The sequence below is a fragment of the Kitasatospora sp. NPDC050463 genome, assembly GCF_040655255.1.
Taxonomy (GTDB): Bacteria; Actinomycetota; Actinomycetes; order Streptomycetales; family Streptomycetaceae; genus Kitasatospora.
This window is the reverse complement of sequence record NZ_JBFAJO010000018.1, coordinates 88,955-108,107: the sequence shown is the minus strand read 5'-3', so window position 1 is coordinate 108,107 and position 19,153 is coordinate 88,955. Positions and strand designations below refer to the sequence as shown.

The 19,153-nt window shown below is 74.6% G+C and carries 21 protein-coding genes and 2 pseudogenes; 14 read left to right on the top strand and 9 right to left on the bottom strand.

What is annotated here, in order from left to right; translation table 11 throughout:
- Positions 1–25: 25 nt before the first annotated feature.
- From AB0J08_RS14415 to paaE, 6 genes and pseudogenes are all read left to right on the top strand, one after another.
- Positions 26–253 (top strand): annotated as a pseudogene (locus tag AB0J08_RS14415) (peptide deformylase); the annotation flags it as partial.
- Between the two features lie 314 nt (positions 254–567).
- On the top strand, positions 568–1,647 hold the full coding sequence (gene paaA / locus AB0J08_RS14410) for a 1,2-phenylacetyl-CoA epoxidase subunit PaaA (RefSeq protein ID WP_360632310.1): 1,080 nt from the start codon (positions 568–570) through the stop codon (positions 1,645–1,647).
- The gene (gene paaB, locus AB0J08_RS14405) at positions 1,644–1,937 is read left to right on the top strand and encodes a 1,2-phenylacetyl-CoA epoxidase subunit PaaB (protein WP_360632307.1); all 294 of its coding nucleotides are present in this window, start codon (positions 1,644–1,646) and stop codon (positions 1,935–1,937) included. The genes paaA and paaB overlap by 4 nt, the downstream gene beginning before the upstream one ends.
- A gap of 17 nt (positions 1,938–1,954) precedes the next feature.
- Positions 1,955–2,836, top strand: coding sequence for a 1,2-phenylacetyl-CoA epoxidase subunit PaaC (paaC, locus tag AB0J08_RS14400; RefSeq protein WP_360632304.1), 882 nt, complete (start codon positions 1,955–1,957; stop codon positions 2,834–2,836).
- Positions 2,830–3,336, top strand: a complete 507-nt coding sequence (paaD, locus tag AB0J08_RS14395; protein WP_360632301.1) for a 1,2-phenylacetyl-CoA epoxidase subunit PaaD — start codon at positions 2,830–2,832, stop codon at positions 3,334–3,336. The genes paaC and paaD overlap by 7 nt, the downstream gene beginning before the upstream one ends.
- Complete coding sequence (gene paaE, locus AB0J08_RS14390) at positions 3,337–4,509, top strand: 1,2-phenylacetyl-CoA epoxidase subunit PaaE (protein WP_360632298.1); 1,173 nt, start codon at positions 3,337–3,339, stop codon at positions 4,507–4,509. It abuts the gene before it with no gap.
- Here paaE and AB0J08_RS14385 read toward each other — a convergent pair.
- Positions 4,497–5,579, bottom strand: coding sequence for an NAD(P)-binding domain-containing protein (locus AB0J08_RS14385; protein WP_360632419.1), 1,083 nt, complete (start codon positions 5,577–5,579; stop codon positions 4,497–4,499). The genes paaE and AB0J08_RS14385 overlap by 13 nt on opposite strands.
- A 289-nt stretch (positions 5,580–5,868) precedes the next feature.
- The gene (locus AB0J08_RS14380) at positions 5,869–6,240 is read right to left on the bottom strand and encodes a YbjQ family protein (RefSeq protein WP_360632295.1); all 372 of its coding nucleotides are present in this window, start codon (positions 6,238–6,240) and stop codon (positions 5,869–5,871) included.
- Between the two features lie 122 nt (positions 6,241–6,362).
- Between AB0J08_RS14380 and AB0J08_RS14375 the strand changes: the two genes are divergently transcribed.
- From AB0J08_RS14375 to AB0J08_RS14365, 3 genes are all read left to right on the top strand, one after another.
- On the top strand, positions 6,363–7,298 hold the full coding sequence (locus AB0J08_RS14375; RefSeq protein ID WP_360632292.1) for a hypothetical protein: 936 nt from the start codon (positions 6,363–6,365) through the stop codon (positions 7,296–7,298).
- A 99-nt stretch (positions 7,299–7,397) separates the two neighbouring features.
- A complete protein-coding gene (locus AB0J08_RS14370; protein ID WP_360632289.1) occupies positions 7,398–7,961 on the top strand; it encodes a hypothetical protein in 564 nt (187 codons plus the stop codon).
- Between the two features lie 191 nt (positions 7,962–8,152).
- Positions 8,153–8,866, top strand: a complete 714-nt coding sequence (locus AB0J08_RS14365) for an aminoacyl-tRNA hydrolase (protein ID WP_360632285.1) — start codon at positions 8,153–8,155, stop codon at positions 8,864–8,866.
- 39 nt (positions 8,867–8,905) lie between these two features.
- Here the strand turns inward: AB0J08_RS14365 and AB0J08_RS14360 are convergent, their stop codons facing one another.
- From AB0J08_RS14360 to AB0J08_RS14345, 4 genes are all read right to left on the bottom strand, one after another.
- Positions 8,906–9,652: a hypothetical protein gene (locus AB0J08_RS14360; protein WP_360632281.1), complete on the bottom strand. Its 747-nt coding sequence runs from the start codon at positions 9,650–9,652 to the stop codon at positions 8,906–8,908.
- Positions 9,653–9,664: 12 nt separating this feature from the next.
- The gene (locus tag AB0J08_RS14355; RefSeq protein ID WP_360632278.1) at positions 9,665–10,501 is read right to left on the bottom strand and encodes an ABC transporter permease; all 837 of its coding nucleotides are present in this window, start codon (positions 10,499–10,501) and stop codon (positions 9,665–9,667) included.
- Entirely contained in the window at positions 10,498–11,406 is a 909-nt protein-coding gene (locus tag AB0J08_RS14350) for an ABC transporter ATP-binding protein (RefSeq protein WP_360632275.1), read from the bottom strand. Before AB0J08_RS14350 ends, AB0J08_RS14355 begins: the two co-directional genes overlap by 4 nt.
- Before the next feature lie 346 nt (positions 11,407–11,752).
- On the bottom strand, positions 11,753–12,061 hold the full coding sequence (locus AB0J08_RS14345) for a hypothetical protein (protein ID WP_360632272.1): 309 nt from the start codon (positions 12,059–12,061) through the stop codon (positions 11,753–11,755).
- Between AB0J08_RS14345 and AB0J08_RS14340 the strand changes: the two are divergent.
- From AB0J08_RS14340 to AB0J08_RS14330, 3 genes and pseudogenes are all read left to right on the top strand, one after another.
- Positions 11,994–12,245, top strand: a pseudogene (locus tag AB0J08_RS14340) (histidine kinase); the annotation flags it as partial. The gene AB0J08_RS14345 and the pseudogene AB0J08_RS14340 sit on opposite strands and share 68 nt — an antisense overlap.
- Before the next feature lie 125 nt (positions 12,246–12,370).
- Positions 12,371–12,775, top strand: a complete 405-nt coding sequence (locus AB0J08_RS14335; protein ID WP_360632269.1) for a hypothetical protein — start codon at positions 12,371–12,373, stop codon at positions 12,773–12,775.
- Positions 12,772–13,479 carry a response regulator transcription factor gene (locus AB0J08_RS14330; RefSeq protein WP_360632266.1) on the top strand — a complete coding sequence of 236 codons (708 nt, stop codon included), beginning with the start codon at positions 12,772–12,774 and terminating at the stop codon, positions 13,477–13,479. The genes AB0J08_RS14335 and AB0J08_RS14330 overlap by 4 nt, the downstream gene beginning before the upstream one ends.
- A 53-nt stretch (positions 13,480–13,532) precedes the next feature.
- On the opposite strand, the gene AB0J08_RS14325 is transcribed toward AB0J08_RS14330, so the two are convergent.
- The 3 genes from AB0J08_RS14325 to modA all read right to left on the bottom strand — a co-directional run bounded on the left by AB0J08_RS14325 (position 13,533) and on the right by modA (position 16,442).
- Positions 13,533–14,600, bottom strand: a complete 1,068-nt coding sequence (locus AB0J08_RS14325) for an ABC transporter ATP-binding protein (protein WP_360632263.1) — start codon at positions 14,598–14,600, stop codon at positions 13,533–13,535.
- A 106-nt stretch (positions 14,601–14,706) separates the two neighbouring features.
- On the bottom strand, positions 14,707–15,507 hold the full coding sequence (locus tag AB0J08_RS14320; RefSeq protein ID WP_360632415.1) for an ABC transporter permease: 801 nt from the start codon (positions 15,505–15,507) through the stop codon (positions 14,707–14,709).
- 77 nt (positions 15,508–15,584) lie between these two features.
- Positions 15,585–16,442, bottom strand: coding sequence for a molybdate ABC transporter substrate-binding protein (gene modA / locus AB0J08_RS14315; protein WP_360632260.1), 858 nt, complete (start codon positions 16,440–16,442; stop codon positions 15,585–15,587).
- 418 nt (positions 16,443–16,860) lie between these two features.
- On the opposite strand from modA, the gene AB0J08_RS14310 reads away from it, so the two are divergent.
- Together AB0J08_RS14310 and AB0J08_RS14305 are read left to right on the top strand one after the other, a co-directional pair.
- Entirely contained in the window at positions 16,861–17,928 is a 1,068-nt protein-coding gene (locus AB0J08_RS14310; protein ID WP_360632257.1) for an RNA ligase (ATP), read from the top strand.
- A gap of 331 nt (positions 17,929–18,259) precedes the next feature.
- Positions 18,260–19,078, top strand: a complete 819-nt coding sequence (locus AB0J08_RS14305) for an MHYT domain-containing protein (RefSeq protein WP_360632254.1) — start codon at positions 18,260–18,262, stop codon at positions 19,076–19,078.
- Positions 19,079–19,153 lie beyond the last annotated feature (75 nt).

Below are 19,153 nucleotides of genomic sequence, written 5' to 3'. Positions count from 1 at the left end.
CGACGGGCCCACCGTCGGTCGGGACGGCTACTTTGCTCACTGTCTCCAGCACGAGACCGACCACCTCCACGGCGGCCTCTACATCGACCGGCTCTCGCACCGCGGCCGCCGTGCCGCGCTGCGGCGCATGGAGGAGCGCAAGGAGCAGGTCTTCGCCAAGCGGGCCACCCGCGCGGAGGAGCTGGGCCGCCTTCGGGCCGGTCGGTACGGCCGGCCGATAGCGGCGGTCGGTCCCGGTCGACGGAACCGCTGAGCGGTCGATCCGTCGGTCGGTCCGGCGCCCGAGCAGGCGGTCGAACCCACGAGTGAGCCCACCGTGGTCGCTTCCGGTCGGGGGCGGTCGCCCCCGGAAGCCGGAAGACCTGGCCCCGCGGACCTGCGGCGGCCCGGTTCCCTTGTCACGGCGCCGCCTCACCACGCACAATGGTACCGACCGAACGGTCAGTCGGTTGCCGTGAGGGCGGCGGCCGGGTCCGGCACGGCGCGCTGCCGGACGCCGGTGCGCCGGACACACCGGAGCACCGGCTGCCGGGCGCGCGACGCAGGGACAGGACGCGAGAGGGGTTCGTGGTGACAACAGAGGTGGCCGAACCGGTCCCCGCACAGACGCAGGAGGAGCGGTTCGAGGCGGTCGTCGCCGCCGAGCAGCGGATCGAGCCCCGGGACTGGATGCCCGACGCCTACCGGGCCACCCTGATCCGCCAGATCGCCCAGCACGCCCACTCCGAGATCATCGGCATGCAGCCCGAGGGCAACTGGCTCACCCGCGCCCCGTCGCTGCGCCGCAAGGCGATCCTGCTCGCCAAGGCCCAGGACGAGGCCGGCCACGGCCTCTACCTCTACGCCGCCGCCGAGACCCTCGGGGTGGACCGGGCGGAGCTGACCGAGAAGCTGATCTCCGGCCGCCAGAAGTACTCCTCGATCTTCAACTACCCGACCCTCACCTTCGCCGACGTCGGCGTGATCGGCTGGCTGGTCGACGGCGCCGCGATCTGCAACCAGGTGCCGCTCTGCCGGTGCAGCTACGGTCCGTACGCCCGCGCGATGGTCCGGATCTGCAAGGAGGAGTCCTTCCACCAGCGCCAGGGCTACGAACTGCTGATGACGCTGATGCGTGGCACCGAGGCCCAGCGGCGGATGGTCCAGGACGCGGTGGACCGCTGGTGGTGGCCGTCGCTGATGATGTTCGGCCCCTCGGACGCTGAGTCGCCGAACACCGCCCGCTCGATGGGCTGGCGGATCAAGCGGCACACCAACGACGAACTCCGTCGGCGCTTCGTCGACATGACCGTCCCGCAGGCGGAGCACCTCGGGGTCACCCTCCCCGATCCCGAGCTGAGCTGGAACGAGGAGCGGGGCGGCTGGGACTTCGGCGAGCCGGACTGGTCCGAGCTGACCCGGGTCATCCAGGGCCAGGGCCCGTGCAACGCCCAGCGGGTGGACCGACGCCGTGCCGCCCACGAGGACGGCGCCTGGGTCCGCGAGGCCGCCACCGCCTACGCGCAGAAGCGCCGGGCAGAGAGCAGCCTCCCGAGCCGGCCGCAGGAGCCCGCCCCGAGCCGGCCGCAGGACCACGCCCGCCCGCAGGACCACGCCCCGAGCAGGCAGACCGCGCCGAGCGCGCAGAGCGAGGAGAACGGAAAGTGACCGAGTCCAAGGCCGGCTGGCCGCTCTACGAGGTGTTCGTGCGCCCGCGGCGCGGGCTGAACCACGTCCACGTCGGTTCGCTGCACGCGCCCGACGACCGGATGGCCCTGCTCGCCGCCCGGGACCTCTACACCCGGCGCAACGAGGGTGTCAGCCTCTGGGTGGTCCCCTCCGTCGCGATCACCGCGTCCACTCCGGACGAGCGCGACCCGTTCTTCGCCCCCAGCGGCGACAAGGTCTACCGCCACCCGACCTTCTACGACATCCCCGAGGATGTCCCGCACATCTGACGGGGAGCAGCAGAACCATGACAGACGACCACGTCTACCTGAGCCTCTCCGAGGCGTCCGCCGAGCCCGAGGGCGAGGGCCGCTGGGCCTACGGGACGGGCTTCGCCGACCCGCTGCTCGGCGTGGACACCGCCGTGCCGCCCGGACTGGACGGCACCGACCTCGCGGCCTACTGCCTGATGCTGGGCGACGACGCCCTCGTCCTTGCCCAGCGGCTCACCGAGTGGTGCACCAGGGCGCCCGAGCTGGAGGAGGAGGTCGCGCTCGCCAACCTCGGCCTCGACCTGCTCGGCCAGGCCCGCCAGCTGCTCACCCGGGCCGGTCAGGCGGACGGCTCCGGCCGATCCGAGGACGACCTGGCGTACTGGCGCGAGGAGCACGACTTCCGCAATGTCCGCCTGGTCGAGGCGCCGAACGGGGACTTCGCGTTCTCGACCGCCCGGCTGCTGGTCTTCGCCACCGCGCGCGGCGCGCTGTACGAGGCACTGGCGGGGCACCGCGACCCGGTGCTGGCGGCGGTCGCGGCCCGGGGCGTGAAGGAGCTGGAGTACCACCGCGAGTACGCCACCGCCTGGACGTTGCGGCTCGGCGACGGGACGCCGTACTCGGCGCAGCGGATGCAGGCCGGTCTGGACGCGGTCTGGCCGCTGGTGGAGGAGTTGTTCACGGCGCATCCGGTGGAGCTGCGGGTCGGGGTGGATCCGGCCACGCTGCGCGAGCCGGTGCTGCGCTCGCTGGCCGCCGTTCTCGCCGAGGCCGGGCTGACCGTGCCCGAGGTGCCGGGGCTGGCCCCGGTCGGCGGGCGGGCCGGGCGGGACGGCGTGCACACCGAGGCGCTCGGCCCGCTGCTGGCCGAGTTCCAGGTGGTGGCCCGCGCGCACCCGGGGGCGACATGGTGACGACCACGGGCAGCCGGGCCTGGGAGGTCGCGGCGACCGTCCCGGATCCGGAGCTGCCCATGCTCACCCTCGCCGACCTCGGAGTGCTGGCCGGGGTCGAGGCGGACGGCCCGACGGTGACCGCCTGGCTGACCCCGACCTACTCCGGTTGCCCGGCCGTCGCCGAGATGGCGGCCGACGTGGACCGCCGGCTGCGGGCGGCGGGCTACCCGGACGTACGGGTCCGGCTGCGGCTGGATCCGCCGTGGTCCACCGACCTGATCACCGAGGAGGGCCGCCGCAAGCTGGCCGAGGCGGGCATCGCCCCGCCCGGTCCCGCGTCGGCGCGCCAGTCGTCCCCCGGCCTGCTGGCCCTCGGCCCGACCCGTCACCTGGTGACCTGCCCGCTCTGCGGCGGCACCGACACCGAGGAGCTGTCCCGCTTCGGCTCGACCGCCTGCAAGGCGCTGTGGCGCTGCCGCGAGTGCCGCGAGCCCTTCGAACGCGTCAAGGAGATCTGAATGGTCGCCCGCCCCGATCAGGCTGACCGCCCCGGTCAGGCCGCCGGCCCGGCTTCGCCCGCCCGCCCGGCCCCCGCGGTCGGTCCGGACGCGGCCGTGCGCCCCGCCCGCCGCCCGGTCTTCCACCACCTGCGGATCGCCGAGGTGGAGCGGCTCTGCGAGGACGCCGTCGCGGTGACCTTCGAGGTGCCGGACGGCCTCGCCGAGGAGTTCGCGTTCCGTCCGGGGCAGACGCTGACGCTGCGCCAGGTGGTGGACGGCGTCGACGAGCGCCGCTCGTACTCGATCTGCGCCCCCGTCGGCGGTCCACTGCGGATCGCCGTCCGCGAGGTGCCCGGCGGGCTGTTCTCCCGCCGGCTGGTGCGGGACGCGCGGGCGGGCGACGAGGTCGAGGTGCTGACCCCGTCGGGGCTCTTCACTCCCGCGCTGGGCGAGCCCGCCGACCACGTCCTGCTGGCGGCCGGCTCGGGCATCACCCCGATGCTCTCCATCGCCGCCTCCGTGCTGGCCGCCGACCGCACCTCCACCGTCACCCTGCTCTACGGCAACCGGCGCAGCGACACCGTGATGTTCGCCGACGAGCTGGCCGACCTCAAGGACCGCTACCTCGGCCGGTTCCAGCTGGTGCACGTGCTGTCCCGGGAGACCCGGGACGCCGAGCTGCTCAGCGGGCGGCTGGACCCGGAGCGGGTCGAGGCGCTGCTGACCGCGCTGGTGGACGTTCCGGCGGTCGGTCACTGGTGGCTCTGCGGGCCGTTCGGAATGGTCACCGGGGCCAAGGAGCTGCTGGCCGGGCTGGGTGTGCCGGCCGCGCGGGTGCACCAGGAGCTGTTCCACGCCGAGGACGAACCGGCCGCCGAGCGCGCCGAGCGGCCCGAGCGGGCGGACGGCGTCGCGCACAGCGAGGTCACCGTCGTCCTCGACGGGCGCGGCAGCACGCTCTCGCTGCCGCGCGACCGCTCCGTCCTGGACGGGGCCCAGCGTTCCCGCCCCGACCTGCCGTTCGCCTGCAAGGGCGGGGTCTGCGGCACCTGCCGCGCCCTGGTCACCGAGGGCGAGGTGGAGATGCGCCGCAACTTCGCGCTGGAGGAGAAGGAGCTGGCCGCCGGCTACGTGCTGACCTGCCAGGCCCGCCCGCTCACCGACCGGGTGACGGTCGACTACGACCGCTGAGCGGGCACCGCGGCCTCGCCGGCCGGGGATCCGAGCAGCGCGACGATCTCCCGGACGGCGGCCCGGCCCGCGCGGTTGGCGCCGACGGTGCTGGCGGACGGGCCGTAGCCGACCAGGTGGACGCGGGGGTCGGCGGTGGCGCGGGTGCCGGTGAGGGCGATGCCGCCGCCGGGGGAGCGCAGGCCGAGCGGTGCGAGGTGGCCGACCTCGGGGCGGAAGCCGGTGGCCCAGACGATGGCGTCGACCGGCAGCTCCTGCTCGCCCCAGGCGACCCCGTGCTCGGTCAGGCGGTCGAACATCGGGCGGCGGTGCAGCGCGCCCAGCTCCTCGGCGCGGCGGTAGGCGACCGAGGGGCCGAGCCCGGTGACGCTCACCACGCTGCGCACCGGCAGGCCCTGGCGCACCCGCTCCTCGACCTTGGCGACCACCGCGCGGCCGTACTCGGGGGTGAACGGGCCCTCGTGGTAGACGGGCGGGGTGCGGGTGACCCAGACCGTCTCGCCGACGGCGGCGACCTCGGACAGCACCTGGACCGCCGAGGCGCCGCCGCCGACCACCAGGACGCGCTCGCCGGTGAACTCCTCCGGCCCCCGGTACTCGGCGTAGTGCAGCTGCCGACCGGCGAAGTGGCCGGGGTAGTGCGGCAGGAAGGGGCGGGTCCAGGTGCCGGTGGCGTTGATCAGCGCCCGGGTGGACCAGGTACCGGTGTCGGTCTCGACCAGCAGGCGGGCGTCCGGCCGGTCGGACGCCGAGCGCACCGCGCGGACGTGGACGGGGCGCACCACCGGGAGCGCGTGCTTCGCCTCGTACGCCGTGAAGTACCCCGGCACCACCTCACGGGCGGGTGCGCCGGGGTCGGGCTCGGGCAGTTCGAAGTCGGGCAGGTCGTGGAAGCCGTGCACGGTGGCCATCCGCAGCGAGGGTGCGCGGTGCGCCCAGGCGCCGCCGGGTCCGGCGCCGGCATCGAGGACGACGAAGCCGCCGTCGGCGTCGGCCCGGTAGGGCGCGAAGCCGCGGCGGCGCAGGTGGTAGGCGGCGGAGAGGCCGGCCTGCCCGGCACCCACCACCAGGACGTCGACTCGCCGGGTACCGCCGGTGGCGCCGGCATCGAGCGGGGCGGTCTCGCGCGGCGTGGCGCCGGCCTCGGTGGCCCCGGCAGTGGTTGCACCGTAAACAGTCACGCCGGTGAAACATACGGCGGTGAGGGAGTGTTCCCGGTCCGGGCCGCGGACCACCGTCCACCGGCCATGATCACGGACCCACGGACCGCCGAGCACGGACCACGGACCACGGATCACAGACCACCGACCGTGGGCCCTACGCCGGGCCGGACTCCGGCGAGCGGCTCCGGCCGTCGGCTCAGGTGACCGGGGAGATCACCACGGCCGTGCCGTAGGCGCACACCTCGGTGCCGGCGTCCGCGGCCTCCGTGACATCGAATCGGAACATCAGCACCGCGTTGCCGCCGCGCGCCTTGGTCTGCTCGACCAGCCGCTCCATCGCCTCGTTGCGGCTCTCCACCAGGGTCTTCGTCAGACCCCGCAGCTCGCCGCCGACCAGTGACTTCAGGGAGGCGCCGATCTGGCTGCCGATGTGCCGGCTGCGGACCGTCAGGCCGAAGACCTCGCCGATGACGTGGTCGACCCGGAAGCCGGGGATGTCGTTGGTGGTCACGACCAGGACCTGGGCGTCCGGGCGCTGCCCGCCGCCGAATTCGTCGATGTTAGCCATGGGGCCATCCTGCGGGCTGCGCACTGCCGGTGGGCAGAGGCATGGCCGGGAACCGGCGGAGAAGGCGTCGAGATGCTGGACGGACCGGTGATCGGGCGACGGAAAGGCCGTACCGTAGCCCCATGGGCGAGCGAAGCGATCATCCACAGGGGCCGGGCGCGGCGGAGGACTCCGGCGCGCAGGAGATCGAGGCGACGGTGGTGCTGGGCCTGCGGATCACCGACTGGCCGGCGTTGCGTGCGGCTGCGATCGCGGCCGTCGAGGAGCTGGACTTCGAGGGCGTCGACCCGGCCGGCCAGCGCCGTGAGCTGCTGCGCGAGGTGTCCGAGGACGCCAATGCGGCGCTCGGCGCGCTGCTGCACCCGGACCGGCTGGTGGCCGCGATTCCGGGCGTCGAGGCGATCGGCGGGACGCTGGAGATCAGCGTCACCGAGGACTTCGCGCCGGATTTCGCCGAGTTGTTCCCGCTGGACGGCGGCGAGGACGAGGACGGCGGCGGCGGGACCGGCGACTGGACGCTGACCCCGCGCACCGCCTGTCTCCTCCACGCCCAGCTGCTCGGGCTGGCCGACGCCGCGTACGACGACCTGGAGGAGCACGAGGACGAGCCGGTCACCGACGGCGACGAGGCGGACTGGACGGTCTTCGCCCGGCTGCCGCAGCGCACCTGGCGCCAGCACCGGAGCTGGCGCCGGGCGATGGCCCGCGCCTTCGACGACCTCGCCGACGACCTCGCGCTCGGCGAGTGGCCTCTGCCGCGCTGCCTGGCCGAGGAGATCGCGCTGCGGATGGCCCTGGTGGACGCCCGTACGCTGCTCGGCGCACAGCCCGAGTCGGTCGCCGACATGATGGGCGACCTGCCGGCCGACCTCTACGACTACGACTGGGACGGCTGCCACGACGAGCTGTTCGGTGTCTTCGGGCCGGACGACGGCGATCCGGAGCTGAGCGCCGAGCAGCGCACCGAGCTGCTGCTCACGGCGACCCACCCGGAGGGCTGGTTCCTGGTGTACGAGGACGCCGAGGAACGGGACCCGCAGCGCGGCTACCGGCGCTGACGCGGCGTACCGCCGGCGGCTCCGGTCGGCTGCGCTCCCGGTCATCGGCGGTAGGGGCACGGCCCGGCGAGGTGTGCGGGTGGCGGCTAGGCTGCGGGTATGTCCGATATGTCTGACATTTCTGGCGGATCCGCTACCGGGGGCGGTGTCACCGACGTCTCCGCCGCGCCCCCTGGCGCGGACGCCTTCGCCGCCGCCGCGTCGGCTGCCGACGACCGGGTGCTGGCGCGGCTCACGCTGGGCCTCGAAGGCGTCGAGGCTGCCCAGCGCGGGCGGACGGCGCAGGCCAGGGAGAGCTTCGAGCGGCTCTGGGACGCGCTCGGCGAGCGCGGCGACGTGTTCCACCGCTGCGTGCTCGCCCACTATCTGGCGGATCTGCAGGACGATCCGCGCGCCGAGCTGGAGTGGGACATCCGGGCGCTGGAGGCCGCCGACTCGCTGACCGCCGAGCGTGCGCAGACCTACGCCTCGGCCCTGCAGGTCCGGGCGTTCTATCCGTCCCTGCACCTCAACCTGGCCTCCGACCACCTCAAGCTCGGTGAGCCGGAGCGGGCGCGCGAGCAACTGGAGCGCGCGGTGCGGAGCCTCGACGCGTTGCCGGAGGATGCCTACAGCGCGGGCATCCGGGCCGCCGTCGACGAACTGCGCCGGCGCCTGCGCTGACCGCCCGCCCCCTGTTCGCCGCTCACCGCTCGCCCTCCAATCGCCCGCCGCTCGCCGCCCGCCCTCCAAGCGCTCTCCTGGCCCCCAGCCCGGCGCCCGGCGCCGAACTCCGCATCCCGCGCCCGGCCCTGCGGACCGGACCGGCCGACCTGTCGTGATCGCCGCGCAGTGGGTGCTGGCATGCTGGACGGGTGACTTCTCCGTTCGACGCCCCCGTCCCCGCCCCTGCTCCCGAGGACCGCGACGCCCGACCGCAGTACGTGCTGCCGCTGGTCGTCCGGCTGGAGCGGGCCGAGCCGCCCGGGCGGACCGACGCACTGGAGACTTCGGCGCGGGCCGTGCTCACCCTGCTGTCCGACCCCCGGGTCACCGGGCCGGACGGCGAGTGGGCCGAGCGGGTCGAGGCCTGGGAGGACGCCCGGATCCGCAAGGTCGTCCGGCGGGCGCGGGGCGGCGAGTGGCGCCGGGCGGGCGAGCTGCCGGGCATCACGGTGGCCGGTCAGGAGGCCGAGGTGCGGGTCTTCCCGCCGGTTCCGCTCGACGGCTGGCCCAAGGAGCTCGCCAAGCTCCAGGTCTCCGGCACCGATCTGGAGGAGAGCGGCCCCGTCCCCGCCGCCGGGGACGGGCTGCCGGTGCTCTGGCTGAACCCGGAGCTGGAGATGAGCGCGGGCAAGACGATGGCCCAGACCGGGCACGCCGCCCAACTCGCCTGGTGGCGACTGGACGACGCGCAGCGTAAGGAGTGGGCCGAGTCCGGCTTCGCGCTGGCGGTCCGGACGGCCACCCCCGAGGCGTGGGCGGAGCTGGTGGCGAGCGGTCTGCCGCTGGTCCAGGACGCCGGGTTCACCGAGATCGCCCCGGGGAGCTGCACGGTGATCGCGGAGCACCCGGCACTGCGCGGCTGAGCGCGGGGCCGGGCGGGTGACGGGCACGGCCGCCGTCCGTCACCCGCTTCGGACCGCGTACCGCCGTACCGAGCGCAGGCCGGCGTACGCGGCCGCCCAGAGTGCCATGATCAGCAGGCCGGTCCAGTGGCCGTAGTGGACCGTCGGGTCCGCCTGGGTGCGCATCGCGTGGAAGCCGGCCCGGTCGGGCAGGAACTGGCCCGCCTCGCGCACCCCGGGGATCGCCGCCAGCAGAGTGGTGCCGAGGAAGAGCATCGGGGTGAGCAGACCGAGCGCGACACCGAGGTTGCGCAGTACGGCGGTCAGGCCGAGGCAGAGCACCACCAGCAGCGGGTGGTAGAGCACACCGGCGAGGAAGCTGCGCCCCGTGCCGAGGGCGGACAGGTCGACCCCCGCGGTGGCGGCGACGACCAGGAACGAGCCGACCGTGGAGACCAGCCCCAGCAGCAGCCCGACCCCGGCGCCGAGGGCCAGTTTCGCGCCGTAGAGCCGGCCGCGCCGGGGGACGGCGGTGAGCGAGGTGCCGATCATGCGGGTGTCGAACTCCTGTCCGATCAGCAGGATGCCCACGCAGGCCACGGCGACGTGGCCGAACTGCAGGCCGTAGTAGATCCCCTCGGACTGGTCCTCGCCCGGGGTGTGGTCCACCTGCCCGTACGCGGCATTGACGGCGGTGGTGATGCCGACGGTCAGCGCGAGGGCGACGAGCGGGGCGATCCACTGGGAGCGGAGGGTGGCGAACTTGATCCGTTCCGAACGGAGTGCGGCGACGATGGTCGTCGTCATCGGAGGGCCTCCTCAGGCGTCGGTGCGGCGCAGGGCGCGCAGGCCGGCGTACGCGGCCGCGCCCGCCCAGAGCGCCATGATCAGCAGGCCGGTCCAGTGGCCGTAGGCGACCTGCGGGTCGTCGCCGTAGTGCAGCGCGTACTGGCCGGCCCGGTCGGGAAGGAACTGCACCACGCGACGGACACCGGGCACGCCGCCGAGCAGCGGGGAGAGCAGGAAGACGGTCGGCACCAGCAGGCCCATCGCGGCGGTGAGGTTGCGCAGCACGGCGGTGAGGCCGAAGCAGAACACCACGAGCAGCACCGGGTACAGCACCCCGGCAGTGGCGCTGCGGAGCAGGGCGGGGCCGTGCCAGGCGCCGGGGGAGAAGGCCGCGTTGCCGGCGATGGAGCCGGCGGTCCCGAGCAGGCCGGCGGCGAGGGCGACGAGCGCGCCGAGGGCGAGCTTCCCGGTGTAGAGCCGGTCGCGGCGGGGGACGGCGGTGAGCGAGGTGCCGATCATGCGGGTGTTGAACTCCTGCCCGATCAGCAGGACGCCGAAGCAGGTCAGGGCGGCCTGACCGAAGTTGAGGCCGTAGTGGATCCCGAGGCCGGGATCGTCGGACAGGCCGGCGTCCCGGTCGCCGAACGCCGCGGCTGCGGCGGTGCCGAGCCCGGCGGTCAGCAGCACTGCGAGGACCGGGGTCAGCCAGAGCGAGCGGAGGGTGGTGAGCTTGATCCACTCGGACCGCAGGACGTGCGCGAGGCCCGCCCCGGTGGACTCCGGCGCGGCGGTGGCGGCGGCGGTGGCAACGGCAGTGGCAGTAGCGGTGCAGGCGTCGGTGCGGAGCGGGTGGCCGGTGCTGCTCATGCCGCCACCGCCCGGTACTCGACGCTGTCGGCGGTCATCCGCATGAACGCCTCCTCCAGTGAGTCCTGTCGGACGGTGATCTCGTACAGCACCACACCGTTGGCCGCCGCCAGTGCGGCGATCCGCTCCGGGGTGGCGCCGCTGACCTCCCAGGCGCCGCCGTCCACCGGTTCGGCGGCCAGGTCGGAGCCACCCAGCAGGGTGGCCAGCTTCGCCGGGTCCACCGCGCGGACCCGGACCCGGGTGCGGCCGTGGCGGTCGATGACGTCGGAGGTGGCCGCGTCCGCCAGTAGCCGGCCCCGGCCGATCACCACCAGATGGTCGGCGGTGAGCGCCATCTCGGTCATCAGGTGCGAGGAGACCAGGACCGACCGGCCTTCGGCGGCGAGCCCGCGCAACAGGGTGCGGATCCAGCGGATGCCCTCCGGATCGAGGCCGTTGACCGGCTCGTCGAGCATCAGCACCGGCGGATCGCCGAGCAGCGCGGCGGCGACGCCCAGGCGCTGGCGCATGCCGAGCGAGAATCCGCGGATCCGGCGGCCGGCCGCGTCGCCGAGGCCGACCTGGTCGAGTACCTCGGCCACCCGGCGCTCCGGCAGGCCGCCCGCGGCGGCCAGCCAGCGCAGGTGGCCGCGGGCGGTCCGGCCGCCGTGCAGGGCGTGGGCGTCGAGCAGTGCTCCGACCTGCCGCAGCGGATCGGCCAGTTCGGCGTAGTGGCGGCCGTTGACCAGGGCGCGGCCGGCGGTCGGCCGGTCCAGGCCGAGGACCATCCGCAGGGTGGTGCTCTTGCCCGCGCCGTTCGGCCCGAGGAAGCCCGTGACCACGCCGGGCCGGACCTCGAAGTCGAGGTCGTCGACCACGCGTGTGCCGTCGTACTCCTTGGTGAGGCCCTGAACCTGGATCACGGCTGCCTCCCTCTCTGTCGATGGCCCTATTCGACCGGAGCGGGCGGCCGCGACGGATCCCGCCGGGGAGTGGCGCGTCCTCCCTCTCGGGAGGGAGTCCCTCCAGCCCGCTGAGCTGGCAGGATGACCGAGTGTCCAGGATCCTCGCGCCCCTGCTGAGTGGTGCCACCTATGTGCGGTGGCTCCATCTGATGATCGGTCTGGTCTTCGCCGGGGCCGTCCTGACGGTCTACCCGGGGACGGACGGGTGGAGCCTCACCGAGGTGCTGGTGCGGGCCGTCCCGGTGGATGCCGGGCTGCTCGCGGTGGCTGCGCTGGTGCCCGCGATGCGCCGGGCCGAGGGCGTTCAGGCCCGGCTGCTGCTGATGCCCGCGCGGGAGCAGGACATCGCCGCCGAACCGGCCCGCACCTGGGCCGACCGGCGCCGGACGGCGGCGTGGCTGCTCGGGCGGGTGGCGCTCGGAGTGGCCGTCGGCAGCCTCTCCGTGCTGGTCCCGGCCGCCGCCTTCGACCTGCTCCTCCACCCCGCGCCGGAGGTGTTCGGCCACCGGCTGCCGGAGTCCGGGGGGATCCGCTGGTACCCGCTCATGGCGCCGCCGCTGCTGATCGCCCTGGGCTGGCTGATCGTCTGGGCCGGCCGCTTGCAACTCGTCATGGCGGTACGGTTGCTGGGGCCATCTCCGGCGGAACGGCTGGCCGCCGCCGAGCTGCGGGCCGAGCGGCTGCTGGAGCGCAACCGGTTGGCCCGTGAGCTGCACGACTCGATCGGCCACGCGCTGACGGTGACGGTCATTCAGGCGGGCGCGGCGCGGGTGGTCGACGATCCGCAGTTCGTCGCCAGGGCGCTCGAGGTCATCGAGGAGACCGGTCGGCAGGCGATGGAGGACCTGGAGCGCACCTCGTCCTGCTCCGCGAGACCCGTGACGGAGCCGGTGCGGACGGTGCTCCCGGGAGCGCGGACGCCGTGGCCACCGAGCGTCCCGGCATCGACCAGGTGCCCGCGCTCCTCGACACCGCGCGCTCGGCCGGCAGTCCGGTCGAGGCGTGGATCGACGTGCCGGCGGCGAACCTGCCCGGGGTGCTCTCCCGCGAGGGCTACCGCATCGTCCAGGAGGGCGTCACCAACGCCCTCAAGTACGCGCCCGGTGAGCCGATCACCGTCCGGATCGCCCTGCACGACGGACAGTTGGAACTGCGCTGCGTCAACGCGCTGGTGCCGGCCGCCGCCCGTGCGACACCGCGCCGGGGCGGCAAGGGGCTTCGTGGCATCCGCGAGCGGGCCGCGTTGCTCGGCGGCGAGGCCTCGGCCGGGGCCGAGTCCGGGCAGTGGGTGCTGGCCGTGCGGATGCCCCTACGCTTGGGCGCGTGATGATCGACATTCTGCTCGCCGACGACGAGGAGCTGGTCCGGGCCGGGCTGCGGGCCGTCCTGGAGGCGCAGGGCGACCTGCGGGTGGTCGGCGAGGCGGCGGACGGGGCCGAGGCGGTCGCCATGGCGCGCCGGCTGCGCCCGCACGTGGTGCTGATGGACGTGCGGATGCCGCGGCTGGACGGGCTCGCGGCGACCCGCGAGCTGGTGCGCCCAGTGGCACCCGAGGTACCCGAGGCACCCGAGGTACCGGACGCACCCGAGGCGCCCGGTGGGCAGCCGCCGAAGATCCTCGTCGTCACGACCTTCGAGAACGACGACTACGTCTACCAGGCCCTGCGGGCGGGTGCCGACGGCTTCCTGCTGAAGCGCTCCCGGCCCGCCGAGATCGCCCACGCCGTCCGTCTGGTCGCGGCGGGCGAGTCGCTGCTCTTCCCCACCGCGATCCGCCGCCTCGCCGCCGGTCAGGGCAACCGGGCGGCCCGGGACGCGATGGCCCGCGCCGCGCTGACCGAGCGCGAGAGCGAGGTGCTGCGCCTGGTGGCCCGGGGGCTGACCAACGCCGAGATCGCCGGGCAGCTGTTCCTCGGCGTGCAGACGGTGAAGACGCACGTCAGCAGCGTGCTGGCGAAGCTCGGGGCCCGGGACCGCACCCAGGCGGTGATCGCCGCGTACGAGTCCGGCTTCGTGGAACCCTCGGAGTAGCCCGCTGCGCCGGGCCGGGTCGGCGCGGGGCAGGGCAACCGGGCCGTGGTGGCTCAGGCCGGGTAGGCGTGGGTCTGGACGGCCTTGACCGAGGCCCAGACGGTCGTGCCGGTCGCCAGGTCCAGTTCGGCCGCGGCGGCGGGGGTGAGGTCGGCCGCCATCGGGAGGGCGCCGACCAGGTCGGCGCGGACCTGGTCGCCGTGCAGGTCCAGGCCCGCGACCTCCAGCTCCCACACGTTGCGCGCGCTGCCCTTGGGAGCCTCCCGGTGCAGCGTCACGGCGGCCGGTGGGAAGGCCACGAACGCCGGGCCGGTCAGCTCCTCGGAGGTGGCCAGCACGGCGCCGTCGGCCAGGGTGACCCGGTGGCCGTCCGCGCGGCCCTGGTAAAGGTTGAGGCCGACCAGGCGGGCGATGTAGTCGGTACGCGGCCGCCGGGCGATCTCGGCGGGGCTGCCGGACTGCACCTCGCGGCCGTCCTCGATCACCACCAACCGGTCGGCCAGCACCATCGCGTCCAGCGGATCGTGCGTCACCAGCACCGCCACCGCCTCGAACCCGGCCAGGTGGCGCCGCAGTTGCGAGCGGACGTCGAGGCGGGTACGGGCGTCCAGGGCGGCGAGCGGCTCGTCGAGCAACAGCAGCCGGGGCCGGACGGCCAGCGCCCGGGCCAGCGCGACCCGCTGCGCCTGGCCGCCGGAGAGCCGGCCGGGGCGGGTGCCCGCGTGCTCGGCCAGGCCCATCCGCTCCAGCCAGCCGGCGGCCTCGGCCCGGGCCTCGCGCTTGGGCCGGCCCTGGCAGCGCGGGCCGAACGCGACGTTGTCGAGCGCGCTGAGGTGCGGGAAGAGCAGGTAGTCCTGGAACACCACGCCGACCGGCCGCTCCTCGGCGGGGGTGTGCAGCCGCCGGGCCGGGTCCTCCAGCACGCGGCCGTCCAACCGCAGGTGGCCGCCGGTGAGCGGGAGCAGCCCGGCGAGCGCGCGCAGCGCGGTGGACTTGCCGGCGCCGTTAGGCCCGAGCAGGGCGACCACCTCGCCGGGGGCGGCGGTGAGCGCGAGGTCGAGGCTGAAGGCGGCGCGGTCCACCCGCAGCCGGGCGTCGAGGGCGTGCTTCGCGGCAGTCATCGTGGCGGTGTCCTGGGGGAGGTGCGGGGCGGCGGCGCGCCCACGGTGACGGCGGCAGGCACGGCGCGTACGGCGGGCCGGGGGCGGGCGGCGGGTACGGTGCCGCTCACGGCGCGGACAGCCAGCGGTCGCGCAGGCCGGCCAGGACGGCGACGGAGACCACCAGCAGGACGAGTGACAGCGCGATCGCCGCCTCCGGGTCGGACTCCATGGCCAGGTAGACGGCGAGCGGCATGGTCTGCGTCCGGCCCGGGAAGTTGCCCGCGAAAGTGATCGTCGCGCCGAACTCGCCGAGCGCCCGGGCCCAGGCCAGCACCGCGCCGGCCCCGATGCCGGGGGAGATCAGCGGCAGGGTCACCCGGCGGAAGGCGGTCAGCCGGGAGGCGCCCAGGGTGGCGGCCGCCTCCTCGTAGCGGGGGTCGGCCGCCCGGAGCGCGCCCTCGACGCTGATCACCAGGAAGGGCATCGCGACGAACGCCTCGGCGACCACCACACCGGTGGTGGTGAACGGCAGGGTGATCCCGAAGGCGGAGTCCAGCCAGGACCCGACGATTCCGCGCCGTCCGAGCACCAGCAGCAGCGCCACACCGCCGACCACCGGCGGCAGCACGAGCGGCAGCGTGACCAGCGCCCGGACCAGCCGGCGGCCGGGCAGTTCGGTCCGCGCCAGTACCCAGGCCAGCGGCACCCCGAGCACCAGCGACACCCCCGTGGCCGCCGTCGCGCAGAACAGCGAGAGCCGCAGGGCGTCCCACACCTCGGTGCTGGTGAGCTGTTCGGACAGGGTGCTCCAGGGGGCCCGGACCAGCAGCCCGACCAGGGGCAGGGTCAGGAACGCCAGCCCGAGCAGCGCCGGGAGCAGCAGCGCGACCGGGACGCGGCGCGCGCGCCGCCGCCGGTGCGGCAGGCCCGCTTGCCCGGGCTCGGCGCCGGAGACGGCGCGCGCGCCGACGCCGGACGCGTGGCCCCGGGTGGTGCGGCGGCTCACGGCGTCTGGAAGCCCGCCGCGGTGAGCACCTGCTGTGCCTCGGGTGAGCGGACGTACGCGACGAAGGCGGCGGCGGCGTCCTTGTGGGGAGCCTTGGCGAGGGCGGCGATCGGGTAGTCGTTCACGGCCTTGGCGGCCTCGGGGAAGTCCACGCCGTCGATCTTCGCAGCATCGGCCTTCACATCGGTCCGGTAGACCAGCGACGCGTCGACCTCGCCCAGTTCGACCTTGGTCAGGGCGCCCTTGACGTCCTGCTCCAGGGTGACCGGGGTGAGGTTGACGCCGGCCGCCTTGAGCGCGGTCCGGGCGGCGTCGCCGCACGGCACCTCCTTCGCGCAGAGCGCGACCTTGACGCCGGGGGCGGCGAGGTCGTTCAGCGCGGCGAGGCGCTTGGGGTTGCCCTTGGGCACGGCGATGGTGAGCGTGTTCCTGACGAAGGTCTTCGGCTCGCCGGTGGCGCCGCCCGCGTCGGTGACCGTCTTCATGGTGGCGGGGCTGGCGGCGGCGAAGACGTCGGCGGGAGCTCCGGAGTTGATGCTGGTGGCGAGGCTGGAGCTGCCGCCGAAGTTGAACGTGACCTTGGCGCCCGGGTGCGCCGCCTCGAACTTCCTGCCGAGGTCGGTGAAGGCCTCCTTGAGCGAGGCGGCGGCGAAGACGGTGATCGGACCGGACACCTCGGCGGCGCCGGACGACGCCCCGGTGGACGCCGCTCCGGTGGTCGATGCCGTGTCGGACGAGTCGCCGGAGGCCTGGTCGCCGCCGTCGCCGCCGCAGGCGGTGACCCCGAGGCCGAGGGCGAGGGCCGCTGCGGTGGCGACGGCGAGTCTGCGGGTGCCGGCGGTACGGGTGCTCATCGGTCCTACCCCTCCTGGGTGCGCCGGAAGGGCGCGGGACGCTGCCGCAAGTGCGGCTATTACGCCGATCATAGTGCCGCAAATACCAGCAGAAAATCGCCTGTCACATCGCACAGGCGAATGCCATCGGCCTTGCCGCCCGAACTGTGGCAAGGCTCAAACGGCACCCGGGCAGGCCTGCCCGGGCGGCGTCGACGGCACCGGAAAACCCTTGGCGTGCGGGCACCCCGAGAGGCGAGAGTGAGCGCCGGGCGTGAGCGCGGAGGGGTCGCCCGACCGCGCAGCCGTACGTCCGGGCAGCCGTAGGTCCGCGTACCCGCCGTAGGTCCGCGTACTCGCCCGATGTCCGCGTACCCGCACGCACCGCACCGCACCGCACCGCCGGCCGACCGGCCGAGCCAAGGGGAGGAGCCCACCCATGTCCACACTGCGTGTCACCGCCGAACGGCTGACCATCCTGGCGCATCCGAATGCCGACGCCCTGGAGCTGGCGCAGGTCGGGCTCTACCGGGCGGTGGTGGCCAAGGGCGCGTACCGGACGGGTGACCACGCCGTCTACATCCCCGAGCAGGCCGTGCTGCCCGCCGCGCTGATCGAGGAGCTGGGCCTGACCGGGCGGCTGGCCGGGAGCGGGGCCGACCGGGTCAAGGCCGTCCGGCTGCGCGGCGAGCTCTCCCAGGGCATCGTCTGCCGGCCCGGCGCGCTGGCGGGCACCGATCTGGCGGCCGCCGCCGAACGCGGCGAGGACTTCGCCGAGCGGCTGGGCGTCGTCAAGTGGCAGCCGCCGATCCCGACGTCGATGAACGGCGAGGTGGTCCGCGCGCCGGACCTGCTGCCGTGGGTGGACATCGAGAACCTCAAGCGCTTCCCCGGAATCTTCGAGCCCGGTGAGCCGGTCGTGCTGACCGAGAAGCTGCACGGCAGCTGCTGCCTGGTCACCTACCACGCCGCCGGGGGCGAGGTGCAGGTGTCCTCGAAGGGCATCGGCGCCCAGGGACTGGCGCTGGTCGAGGACGAGCGGAACCTGTACTGGCGGGCCGTGCGGGCGCACGGCATCCCGGCGGTGGCCGCCCGGCTGGCGGAGCGGCTCGGGGCCGAGCGGGTGGGCGTCTTCGGCGAGGTGTTCGGCGCCGGCGTGCAGGACCTGACGTACGGCGAGTCCGGCCGTTCCGAGCTGCCCGGCTATGCCGCGTTCGATGTCTCGGCGGTGGTGGACGGGCAGCTGCGCTGGCTGTCGGCGGCCGAACTGCTCGACGGCGAGCTGCCGTTGGTGCCGGAGCTGTGGCGCGGTCCGTTCGATCCGGACACCGTGCTGGCGCTGGCCCAGGGGCGCGAGACGGTCTCCGGGCGTGAACTGCACCTGCGGGAGGGGGTGGTGGTCCGTCCGGTGGTCGAGCGGTACAGCCCGGTGGTGGGCGGCCGGGCGATCGCCAAGGTGGTCGGCGACGCCTACCTGACCCGCAAGGGCGGCACCGAGTACGAGTAGGCCGTCGATGGCCCGCCCGGTGCGCGGCCGGGGCCCGGGGTCCGGGGCGCCGGGTGCCGTTCGTCGGCGGTGCCCGGCGGCACAGGACGGACCATTCGAGCACAGTGCCCGCACCTCGGGGGCGGCTTTTCACATGTTCGGGTGACGAATTCCTGTCCCCGGATAGCGTCCCACGCACCCCGGACCGGAAGCGCACGTGCTGCCGGCATATGACGGGTGATCGATCCCCCGGACCGGTCACCCGTCGGCCGGCCGCGCGGAGTCCGCCCGGTCCAGGGAGCCCGGACGCGGCGCGAACCGCCCCGGGCCCGACCGGTCGACCGGAGGTCCCATGGGCACCACGAGCCATCTCGGTTCCGGCTGGCTGACGCCCGCGCTCTCCTACGTGGTGGCGTGCGCCGGCGCGGCGATCGGCCTGCGCTGCACCCTGCGAGGCCTCGCCGCGACCGGTGCCGCCCGCCGGAACTGGCTGCTCACGGCGGCCGCCGCGATCGGCTGCGGGGTCTGGACGATGCACTTCGTGGCGATGTTCGGCTTCACCGTCGACGGCACCGAGCTGCGCTACAGCGTCCCGCTGACGGTGCTCGGTCTGCTGGTGGCCGTCGTGGTCACCGGTCTGGGGGTGTTCGCCGTCGGGTACGGGCGCCGCTGCGGCCCCGCGCTGCTGACCGGCGGGCTCGTCACCGGACTCGGCATCGCCGCGATGCACTACGTCGGCATGGCGGCCCTGCGGATGCACGGCGGCCTGCGGTACGACCCGGGCACGGTGGCGCTGTCCGTCCTCATCGCGGTCGGCGCCGCCACCGGCGCGCTCTGGGCCGCCGTCACCATCCGCAACGTGGCTGCCGCGACGGCCGCCTCGCTGGTCATGGGCCTCGCGGTGAGCTGTATGCACTACACCGGGATGGCCGCCGTCCACGCCTACCTGGACCCGGGCCGGACCGGGCTCGACGGGGCCGGTCCGATGGAGTTCGTCTTCCCGCTCGTCGTCGGGATCGGGTCGTTCCTCTTCATCACCGCGGCCTTCGTCGCACTCTCCCCGACAACCCGCGACCGCGCCGTGCGCCGGGAGGCGGGCGAGCTGACCATCGAGGAGTTCCCGGCGCGGCCTGCGCGCCCGACGCCGGAGCAGCACCACCGCGCGGCCTGACGCCCTCGGCCCGGCCGCCCGATGCTCTGTCAAGTCTTGTTCGTGACCTTCGGCCGAGCTTCGGTGAGACGGGTA

Excerpts from the sequence above, each read along its gene's own strand:
- paaC (WP_360632304.1), top strand. The coding sequence starts at position 1,955 with ATGACAGACGACCACGTCTACCTGAGCCTCTCCGAGGCGTCCGCCGAG.
- paaD (WP_360632301.1), top strand. The coding sequence starts at position 2,830 with ATGGTGACGACCACGGGCAGCCGGGCCTGGGAGGTCGCGGCGACCGTC.
- paaE (WP_360632298.1), top strand. The coding sequence starts at position 3,337 with ATGGTCGCCCGCCCCGATCAGGCTGACCGCCCCGGTCAGGCCGCCGGC.
- AB0J08_RS14380 (WP_360632295.1), bottom strand. The coding sequence starts at position 6,240 with ATGGCTAACATCGACGAATTCGGCGGCGGGCAGCGCCCGGACGCCCAG.
- AB0J08_RS14375 (WP_360632292.1), top strand. The coding sequence starts at position 6,363 with ATGGGCGAGCGAAGCGATCATCCACAGGGGCCGGGCGCGGCGGAGGAC.
- AB0J08_RS14370 (WP_360632289.1), top strand. The coding sequence starts at position 7,398 with ATGTCCGATATGTCTGACATTTCTGGCGGATCCGCTACCGGGGGCGGT.
- AB0J08_RS14360 (WP_360632281.1), bottom strand. The coding sequence starts at position 9,652 with ATGACGACGACCATCGTCGCCGCACTCCGTTCGGAACGGATCAAGTTC.
- AB0J08_RS14355 (WP_360632278.1), bottom strand. The coding sequence starts at position 10,501 with ATGAGCAGCACCGGCCACCCGCTCCGCACCGACGCCTGCACCGCTACT.
- AB0J08_RS14345 (WP_360632272.1), bottom strand. The coding sequence starts at position 12,061 with ATGACGAGTTGCAAGCGGCCGGCCCAGACGATCAGCCAGCCCAGGGCG.
- AB0J08_RS14325 (WP_360632263.1), bottom strand. The coding sequence starts at position 14,600 with ATGACTGCCGCGAAGCACGCCCTCGACGCCCGGCTGCGGGTGGACCGC.
- modA (WP_360632260.1), bottom strand. The coding sequence starts at position 16,442 with ATGAGCACCCGTACCGCCGGCACCCGCAGACTCGCCGTCGCCACCGCA.
- AB0J08_RS14310 (WP_360632257.1), top strand. The coding sequence starts at position 16,861 with ATGTCCACACTGCGTGTCACCGCCGAACGGCTGACCATCCTGGCGCAT.
- AB0J08_RS14305 (WP_360632254.1), top strand. The coding sequence starts at position 18,260 with ATGGGCACCACGAGCCATCTCGGTTCCGGCTGGCTGACGCCCGCGCTC.